The sequence below is a fragment of the Sphingomonas sp. CCH9-F2 genome, from assembly GCF_001556735.1.
In the GTDB taxonomy this organism is placed as follows: Bacteria; Pseudomonadota; Alphaproteobacteria; order Sphingomonadales; family Sphingomonadaceae; genus Sphingomonas; species Sphingomonas ginsenosidimutans.
This window is the reverse complement of the sequence record NZ_LSJO01000381.1, coordinates 1-6,727: the sequence shown is the minus strand read 5'-3', so window position 1 is coordinate 6,727 and position 6,727 is coordinate 1. Positions and strand designations below refer to the sequence as shown.

At 73.6% G+C, this 6,727-nt stretch carries 10 protein-coding genes; 1 reads left to right on the top strand and 9 read right to left on the bottom strand.

The features are described 5' to 3' along the window. Positions 1-947 (top strand): DUF2332 domain-containing protein (locus AX685_RS11125; protein WP_156445772.1); only part of this gene is annotated, 947 nt, incomplete at its 5' end. A gap of 46 nt (positions 948-993) precedes the next feature. Here the strand turns inward: AX685_RS11125 and AX685_RS11120 are convergent. The 9 genes from AX685_RS11120 to AX685_RS22565 form a co-directional block, all read right to left on the bottom strand. Beyond that, on the bottom strand, positions 994-1,632 hold the full coding sequence (locus AX685_RS11120) for a hypothetical protein (RefSeq protein WP_066488650.1): 639 nt from the start codon (positions 1,630-1,632) through the stop codon (positions 994-996). Next, the gene (locus AX685_RS11115; protein ID WP_066488647.1) at positions 1,629-2,087 is read right to left on the bottom strand and encodes a hypothetical protein; all 459 of its coding nucleotides are present in this window, start codon (positions 2,085-2,087) and stop codon (positions 1,629-1,631) included. The genes AX685_RS11120 and AX685_RS11115 overlap by 4 nt, the downstream gene beginning before the upstream one ends. Beyond that, entirely contained in the window at positions 2,084-3,421 is a 1,338-nt protein-coding gene (locus AX685_RS11110) for a FliI/YscN family ATPase (protein ID WP_082740812.1), read from the bottom strand. The genes AX685_RS11115 and AX685_RS11110 overlap by 4 nt, the downstream gene beginning before the upstream one ends. Further along, entirely contained in the window at positions 3,418-4,014 is a 597-nt protein-coding gene (locus AX685_RS11105) for a FliH/SctL family protein (RefSeq protein ID WP_066488644.1), read from the bottom strand. The genes AX685_RS11110 and AX685_RS11105 overlap by 4 nt, the downstream gene beginning before the upstream one ends. Next, positions 4,011-4,520, bottom strand: a complete 510-nt coding sequence (locus AX685_RS11100; protein ID WP_066488639.1) for a hypothetical protein — start codon at positions 4,518-4,520, stop codon at positions 4,011-4,013. Before AX685_RS11100 ends, AX685_RS11105 begins: the two co-directional genes overlap by 4 nt. Next, positions 4,517-5,287, bottom strand: a complete 771-nt coding sequence (gene sctJ / locus AX685_RS11095; protein WP_066488635.1) for a type III secretion system inner membrane ring lipoprotein SctJ — start codon at positions 5,285-5,287, stop codon at positions 4,517-4,519. Before sctJ ends, AX685_RS11100 begins: the two co-directional genes overlap by 4 nt. Before the next feature lie 26 nt (positions 5,288-5,313). Next, entirely contained in the window at positions 5,314-5,724 is a 411-nt protein-coding gene (locus tag AX685_RS11090; RefSeq protein ID WP_066488633.1) for a hypothetical protein, read from the bottom strand. 12 nt (positions 5,725-5,736) lie between these two features. Beyond that, entirely contained in the window at positions 5,737-6,048 is a 312-nt protein-coding gene (locus AX685_RS11085; protein ID WP_231738799.1) for a hypothetical protein, read from the bottom strand. 43 nt (positions 6,049-6,091) lie between these two features. Next, positions 6,092-6,727, bottom strand: a 636-nt coding sequence (locus tag AX685_RS22565) for a hypothetical protein (RefSeq protein ID WP_197418572.1), incomplete at its 5' end; no start/stop codon positions are given.

The following is a 6,727-nucleotide window of genomic DNA, read 5'->3' as shown; positions in this document are numbered from 1 at the left end:
CGCCCGGCCAGCCGGCGATCAGCGCGCCGCGTACCGCCGCGCTGATCGCCGGCTGGCCGGGCGATGCGGCCGCCGACGCGCTGGCGATGCGGTTCAACGCCGCGCTCCACGCGCTGGCGCGGCGCGGTGCGGACCCCGATTTGGCGGCGTTGTTCCACGCCGCGGCGGGCGACGTCGATCGTGCGGTCGGCGCGGCGATGGCGGCGCATGATGCGTTCATCGCGGACTGGATGCGAGAGGCGCCGCAGACCAACGAGGTTGGCCGGACCGGCGCGATCATGGCGGCGCTGATGGTGCTGGGCGCACGGCGCGCGATGCCGGTGGCGCTGCGCGAACTGGGCGCGAGCGCGGGACTGAACCTGTTGCTGGCGCGCTACGCGCACGATCTGGGCGGGGTGGCGGCGGGTGACCCGACGTCACCGGTTCGGGTCGCGCCGCGCTGGACCGGCGTCGCGCCGCCCGCCGCGCCGGTGACGATCGCCTCCGCGCGCGGGGTCGACCTGCGCCCGCTCGACGTGCGCGACGATGCCGCGTGCGAGCGGCTGATGGCGCATGTCTGGGCCGACGAGCCCGCGCGCGCGCAGCGGCTGGCGGCGGCGCTGCGCATCGCCCGCGCCGATTCGCCGCAGCTGGAGCGCGGCGACATCGCCGACTGGCTGCCCGCGCAGCTCGCCCAGCCGCAGTCGGCGGGGGAGTGGCGCGTCGTGGTCCATTCGATGGCGCTGCAATATTGCGATGCCCGCGCGCGCGCGCTGGTGGACGATGCCTTCGCGATCGCGGGCGCGCGGGCCGATGCGGATCGGCCGCTGGCACGGATCGGGTTCGAATGGACCGCGGCGCGCGATGCGGTGCATCTGTCGCTGACGACCTGGCCCGATGGCGTGACCGAGCATCTGGCGACCTGCCACGCTTATGGCGCCTGGGTCGACTGGCACGGCACGCGCTGAAAGGCGGGGATCAAGAAGGCGTGTTTCGCGAGGACGTGCGCGCGCCTCAGACTTCCTCCGCCGCCAGCCCGCCGATCGACAGGCCGGATTGCGCCAGCGCGTCGCCCAGCGTGTCGAGCGGGGGCGGGGCGCTGCCCGCGGCCATTTCGACGGTCACGTCGAGCAGCCCGTCGGCGCTGCGCACCAGCCGCGCGCCGGTGGCGGGCCAGCTGTCATTGCCGAACCGCACGCGCACTTCGCGCGCGCCGCGGCCGTTTTCGCGGGTCCACAGATCGGCGAGCATCTGCGCGAAGCCGGAGGGGTCGACCTGCGGCGCGGGCGGGTGCGCGGCGACCGTCACCGGCAGTGCGCCCGGCTGCGCGAAGCCGCCGAAGCCCTGATCGGAGGAGCGTTCGCCGTCGCGCCGGTCCAGCGCGGCGCGATCATCGGCCGCACGCCATTCGCCGGTCGCCAGCGCGTCCGCGCCGCGATCCGCGCCCGCCATGGCGGTGCGCGCGCTCCCCTGCTGCTGCGCGGTGCGTCCGCCGGCCTGCGGCTGGCCCGGAAGGGACCCCTGTTGCCGGCGCGCATTCGCCAGCGCCTCGCGCATCGCCTGGACGTCCTGCGGTGCCGGTGCCGTGCGCGCGGCGGGGCGGGCGGGGGAGCGCGGCGCGTGGCTGCGTGTGGTGGCCGAGACGTCGCTCATCGGAACCTCCTGATGTCTTCGCTGTCGAGCGCCTGGCGCTCCTCCTCCAGCCGCAGCGCGTGGCGGCGCATCGCGCCGACGCGCGCGGCGACCGCGTCGTGGCGCGCCTGTGCCACGATCATCGCGCGGCGGCGCTCGCCTTCGTCGGCAAGGCATTGTTCCTCGGCGGCGCGCGCCTGCGCCACCGTCTCGCCCGCGATCGACCGGTCGAAGCGCGCGCGGTCGAGCAGCGCGAGCAGCCGTTCGGCCTCGGCCGGGTCGGTCGCCAGATCGGTGCGCGCCGCCTCATGCGCGGCGCCCGCGGCATCGGCGGCGGCATCCGCATCGCGGCGCGCGCGCTCGGCCGCCTGCGTCGCGGTACGCGCCGCCGCCAGCCGCGCGGCGGCGCCGCGGACGCGCACGTCGCGCAGGCGGACGAGCTGCCCGGCCTGGCGGATCGCGTCGCGCGCGCTCATCCGCCGATGCTCCGCAGCATCAGCAGCGCATTGGCCATCACGCTGCGCTCGGTTTCGGGCTGGCGCAGCAGCGCGTCGATCTCCGGCCGCGCGGCGATGGCGCGGTCGGCGAGTGCGTCGGCGCCGGGGCGATATTCGCCGACCTGCACCAGGAATTCGATCTCGGCATGTTTGGCCATCAGCGCGCGCACCGCGGTGGCGGCGGCGCGATGATCGGGGGTGGCGAGCCGGGTGAACAGTCGCGACAGGCTGCCGAGCACGTCGATCGCGGGATAATGGCCCGCCGCGCCCAGTTTGCGCGACAGGAGGATATGCCCGTCGAGGATCGAGCGCACTTCCTCACCTACCGGGTCGCCGCCGTCCTCATCCTCCAACAGGACGGTGTAGACGCCGGTGATCGCGCCGTTGGCATCGGTGCCCGCGCGCTCGAACAGCCGCGGCAGTTCGGCGAAGACCGACGGGGGAAAGCCGCGCCGTACCGCCGGTTCGCCCGCCGCCAGCCCGATCTCACGCAGCGCGCGCGCGAAGCGGGTGACCGAATCCATCAGCAGCAGCACGCTCCTGCCCTGGCTGCGGAATCCCTCCGCGATGGCGGTGGCGTGATGCGCGGCGCGCACCCGCTCCATCGCCGCGCGATCGGAGGTGGCGCAAACGATCACCGAGCGCGCCAGCCCATCCTCGCCGAGCGCGTCGGTGATGAACTCGCGCACTTCGCGCCCGCGTTCGCCGATCAGCGAGATGACGATCACCTCCGCCTTGGCGAAGCGCGCGAGCATGCCGAGCAGCGTCGATTTTCCCCCGCCGGCGGCGGCGAACACGCCCATCCGCTGCCCTTCGCCCAGCGTCAGAAGCGTGTCGATCGCGCGCACGCCGGTTTCCAGCGGGCGGTCGATCAGCGTGCGCTCCATCGGGGAGGGGGCGGGGGCGTGGAGCGGAACGGTCGGCAGCCCCGCGGGCAGATCGCCCTTGCCGTCGATCGGGCGGCCGCGCCCGTCGAGCACGCGGCCGAGCAATGCGGGGCCGTAGGGGACGCGATCCTCGCCGGGGCGCACCACCACCTCGGCATCGGCGGACAGGCCGCGCACATCTCCCAGCGGGGTCAGGATCGTCGCCTGGCCGGCGATGCCGACCACCTCCGCGATCACCGCATCGCCGGTGGCGGGGACGACCACCTCGCACGTTTCCCCGATGCGCGCGGCGATGCCGGTGACCTTCATCGTCGTGCCCAGCAGCTCGACCAGCCGCCCGCGCCGTTCGACGGTGGTGGAACGGTGCAGCCGCGCGAGCAGGTCGTCGACGCCGCCGTCCAGCAACATCTCGCGCGGGGCGATCATCCCGCGATTCCCCAGGCGCGTGCCAGCGCGGCGAGCTGCGTTTCCAGCCCGGCATGGACCTCTCCCAGCGGGGTGGCGAGCACGCAATCGTCGCGGGACAGGCGCGAATCGCCCTCGATACGCGCACGCGATCCCAACCGCGCGGCGGTCGCCGTGACCGCATCGGGATGGACGCGCACTACCGGTGACGGATCGGGAGACACCGATGCGGCGGCGCGATCGGCCAGCGCGGCGACCATCTCGGCAGGGCCGAGATCGGCCGCGATGCGGCGCACCACCTCCAGCGCGAGCCGCGCCAGATCGTCGCGCTGCGCGGTCAGCCGCGCGGCATCGGCGGCGGCAAGCCGGAGCAGTTCGTCGCGCACCTGCGCCGCGCCGGTCGCCAGCCCCTCGGCATGGCCCGCGGCGCGCGCTTCCTCGCGGGCGGCATCGGCGGCGGTGCGTGCGTCGGAAGCGGCGGCGTCGCGGATCGCGGCGGCGGCCTCCAGCAGAGTGCGCGCCTCGGAGAAGGCGGGCAGGTCGGTGGCGGGGACGATCGGATCGTCACGTACCAGCGTCGCGGCGGTATCGGCGTGGATCAGCACGTAGCTCATGCCGTCCCCTCCCGCGCGGCGGCGGCGACCGCGAAGCGCGCCAGCGCGGCGTCGCAGCGGCGCACCGCGCTCGGTGCCCATTCGAGATAGCGGTGCAGCACGCCCGGTACCGCGGCGCGCATCAGGTCGAAGCCGAGCGCGTCGATCGCATCGCCGGCGACCGCAGCCACCCCGCCGCCCGGCACGTCGGGCGCCAGCGCGATCGCGGCGTCGAGCGCGCTGTCGCCCGCGCGGCGCGCCAATTCGCGCAGCCAGTCGCCGTCGATCGATGCCGCGATCGCGGGCGCCATCGCGACCAGTGCCGCGCGTACCGCCAGCCGCATCAGCGCGGGGCGCGGGCGTTGCAGCCAGTCAGGCGCGCGCGCCAGATCGGCGAAGCTGGCGGCGACCGGCGCGGGGCCACGCTCGATCAGCGCGCGCGCGCGCCGCTCGCCGCGTTCGCCCGCCAGTTCGGCGAGGCTGGCGCCGATCCGCGCCAGCGCCGCGCGTTCCGCCGCCGCGCTCACGGCTGGACGTCCTGCGGCACGATCGCGCGGCGCGCCGCCGCCTGGCGCCGCAGCCGCCAGCGGCGCACGCCCGGATAGGCGAGCGCGCCGACCACCGCCAGCGCACCGATCGCCAGCGCCCATACCAGCGCGTCGCCGCCGCCCGCCGACGCGGCGGGCGCGCCGACCGCGACCGGCGCCGGCGCGGCGGCAAAGGTTTCGACGCTGACGTTTTCGTATTTCAGCCCCTCGATCGAATTGACGACCAGCGCCTTGATCTTGCCGATCTGGCCGTTGATGTCGGTGCCGGGGCGGTATTTGATGAACACCGATGCGCTGGCGGGCGCCTTCTGCTCGGCGAGCGGCGCGTCCTCGGGCAGCGCCAGATGGACGCGCGCCTGCACCACGCCGTCGATCTCGGTCAGGGTGCGCGACAGTTCCTGGCTGAGCCCCCAGTTCAGCCGCGCGCGTTCCTCGGTGGGGGAGGAGACGAAGCCTTCCTTCTTGAACACGGTGCCGAGCGTCGCGAAATCCTGGCGCGGATAGCCTTGCGACTGGAGGATCTCCACCGCGCGGCCGAAGTCGCTTTTGGCGGTGGTGAGCGTCCAGCCGTTCTCGCCCGCGCTGGTCTTGTCGGCCTCGATCCCCGATCGCTGGAGCACCGCGATCATCTCGTTGGCCTGTGCCTCGGTCAGCTTGCCGTACAGTTCGGCCCGGCCGCATGCGGCCAGGAGGAGAAGCCCCAGCGCGGCCAGTACGATCCGCAGCTGTCGCACGATGGCGTCCATGCGCCGCTCCTCCTCCCGCCGGACCGTCACGATTGCTGCCGGAACAGCTGCTGCACCCCGTCGGAGGTGCGGTTGGCGATGTTCGACGTCAGCTGGCAGTGGAACATGAACTCGTGGCATTTCATCGTCAGGTTGACGACCTCGCCCGGGGTCATGTCCGCGCCCTTCGCCGAGGCGGCCTGCGCATAATCGGCGACGTTGCGCGCCTCGCCGTTCACCTTTTCCAGCTGGGTGAACATCGCCTTGATCGCGGGCGACAGCTGGTCAGGGCCGCCCACGGGGGAGGCGCCGGACGCCGCCGCCGTCATCGACGACTGGAAGCTGGTGATGTCGGCGATGGAGGCGTTCGGCCCGGCCTGGACCGTGTCGCCCGGCGGCATCGCGATCCCGGCGCCGCCGGCGCCCGCGGCGGATGCCGCAATGGCTTCGATCGACATGTGCGGCCCTCCTTAGCCCTTGCGCGCCATCGTCTCGAGCGCCTTGCCGACGCTGTCGATCGAGCTGGACGAGCTGTTCGCCATGAAGCTCATCCGCATCGATTCGGCGGTCAGCTTCGTGATCTGCGACGGATTGTCGCCGCCCTGGCCGACGCTGTCGGACATCTGTTCGATCCGCGCGGCCTGCCCGTCGAGCGTCTGGCCCCAGGCATCGGCGAGCGCCTCGAACCAGGTGCCCGGCGCATTGCCCTTGGCCATGCGGTTCCCCGTCAGGGGGGTGGCGGCGATCATGCCGAGGCCGCCGGTGATGCTGTTGTCCGTCACTTGCCTTCTCCTTCGCTTGCCCCTGTTGCCCAAATCCCCGGGTTCAGAACGCCACGCGGGTCTGTCGCCCGCTTTTCTCGAATACGACCATGTTACCCTGAATCGCGACCAGCCGGTGCCCGCTGGGCATCACCGCGCCCGGAAAATAGCGCGCCCCGTCGACGGTTTGGATGAACGCGGGGTCGCCGCCGACGACGGTGGACACCTTCTTCGTCGCATCCTGCACCGTCTTGAGCGGGACGTCCTCGGTCGGCGGCAGATCGTCGCGCAGCGACAGGCGCGTCAGCGCGCGCACGTCGCCGCGCACCGCCTGCGCCAGTTTCTGTTCGTCCTCCCGCGCCATCGGGGTCACGCGCAGCTCGATCGCGGTCCGCCCGATCGGGCGGGCCACCGCCTGGATGCCGTTCATCCGCGCGACATCGACCGCCGAGCGCGCCAGATCGGCGCTGGTCAGCACCACGACGCTGCCGGCGATGCCGGTATCGCGCAGCGCATCGACCGCGCGCGTGCGCTGCGCATCGTTGGCGACCACCCCGGTGACGGTGACCGCGCCGGTCGTCGCATCCTCATGCGCGGACAGGCCCGGCAGCCCGGCCTTGGCCATCGCCCGCTCGACCCGTTCCGGCGGCGTGCCGCGCGGATGAACGGCATCCAGGCGGTGGCCCGCCCGATCGGGCGG

Excerpts from the sequence above, each read along its gene's own strand:
- AX685_RS11105 (WP_066488644.1), bottom strand. The coding sequence starts at position 4,014 with ATGAGCTACGTGCTGATCCACGCCGATACCGCCGCGACGCTGGTACGT.
- AX685_RS11090 (WP_066488633.1), bottom strand. The coding sequence starts at position 5,724 with ATGTCGATCGAAGCCATTGCGGCATCCGCCGCGGGCGCCGGCGGCGCC.
- AX685_RS11110 (WP_082740812.1), bottom strand. The coding sequence starts at position 3,421 with ATGATCGCCCCGCGCGAGATGTTGCTGGACGGCGGCGTCGACGACCTG.
- AX685_RS11115 (WP_066488647.1), bottom strand. The coding sequence starts at position 2,087 with ATGAGCGCGCGCGACGCGATCCGCCAGGCCGGGCAGCTCGTCCGCCTG.
- sctJ (WP_066488635.1), bottom strand. The coding sequence starts at position 5,287 with ATGGACGCCATCGTGCGACAGCTGCGGATCGTACTGGCCGCGCTGGGG.
- AX685_RS11120 (WP_066488650.1), bottom strand. The coding sequence starts at position 1,632 with ATGAGCGACGTCTCGGCCACCACACGCAGCCACGCGCCGCGCTCCCCC.